This window comes from Muricoccus roseus, assembly GCF_900141905.1.
GTDB classification, from domain to species: Bacteria; Pseudomonadota; Alphaproteobacteria; order Acetobacterales; family Acetobacteraceae; genus Roseomonas; species Roseomonas rosea.
The window spans coordinates 1-1,120 of the sequence record NZ_FQZF01000081.1 but is presented as its reverse complement, the minus strand read 5'-3'; the positions used below and the strand labels follow the sequence as shown (position 1 = coordinate 1,120).

Below are 1,120 nucleotides of genomic sequence, written 5' to 3'. Positions count from 1 at the left end.
CCTCGCCTGCCGCGCCCCGGATGGGCGCCGTGGCCTGCCGGAGCTGCGCCGCCTCCTCACCCTGCCGCCCCGCGAGTGGGAGGCCCTGCTGCGCGCCATGATGGCCGACGCGGACGCCGCCGGTGGCCTGGTGTCGCGCGCCGCCGCCCGCCAGCTCGGCAAGGCTGACCGCGAGGCCGCCGGCGTGCTCTCCTCGGCCCAGCGCCACACCCACTTCCTCGACAGCCCACGCATGGCCGCCTCCATGGCCCGCTCCGACTTCCGCTGGCGCGACCTCCGCGACGGCGCGGCCACCGTGTTCCTCGTGCTGCCGCCCGATCGCATGGCCGCCTACGCCCGATGGCTCCGGCTGTTGGTGGCGCAGTCCGTCGCGGAGCTGGCCCGCGCCCCGCAGCGGCCGGGCACGCCGCCCGTGCTCCTGCTGCTGGACGAGTTCGCCGCCCTCGGCCGGCTGGAACCGGTGCTGTCCGCCGCCGGGCTGATGGCGGGCCTCGGACTCCAGCTCTGGCTCATCCTGCAGGACCTCGCCCAGCTCCGCGCCGCCTACGGCGATTCGGCGGCGACCTTCCTCGCCAACTCGGGCCTCGTGCAGGTCTCGGCCCCCGCCGACCTCGACACCGCCAACTGGCTGTCGCGCGTCCTCGGCAACAGCACCGTCGAGTACGTCACCAGCTCCTCCGGTTCCTCCCGCCCGGCCGGCTGGCTGCCAGTCGGCGGCGGGCAGGCCAGCGTCAGCGAAGGCACGTCCACGCACCTCGCCGGCCGGCCGCTGCTGACGCCCGACGAGGCCATGCGCCTCTCCCCGGACCTCCAGGTCCTTCTCCGCCCGGGCAAGGCCCCCGCCCTCGCCCGCAAGCTCCGCCACTACGAAGACCCGGAGTTCGCCGGGCTGGCGGACGAGTGACCCGCGGCGGCACGGAAGGCGGCAAGCACCCGCCGCCGAATGCGGTCCAGCTCGGCGGCGACGCTGGGCCGGACCATGAACACGGGGCAGCTCGCCTGCCCGCAGCCACACGGCCTCACGCCGCCGTCGCGCAGTCGGGCCACGAAAGCCCGGCGCAGCCCGTCCACGTGCCGCACGACCTCCGCGACGCGGGCGCGCGCCCGCGGATCGCGGAGG

General features: G+C 76.5%; 2 protein-coding genes. One reads left to right on the top strand and one right to left on the bottom strand.

What is annotated here, in order from left to right; translation table 11 throughout:
• Positions 1 to 904, top strand: a 904-nt coding sequence (locus BUB97_RS25385) for a type IV secretory system conjugative DNA transfer family protein (protein ID WP_073140739.1), incomplete at its 5' end; no start/stop codon positions are given.
• Here the strand turns inward: BUB97_RS25385 and BUB97_RS26655 are convergent.
• A partial coding sequence (locus BUB97_RS26655) for a hypothetical protein (RefSeq protein WP_217659765.1) occupies positions 865 to 1,120 on the bottom strand: 256 nt, incomplete at its 5' end. The genes BUB97_RS25385 and BUB97_RS26655 overlap by 40 nt on opposite strands.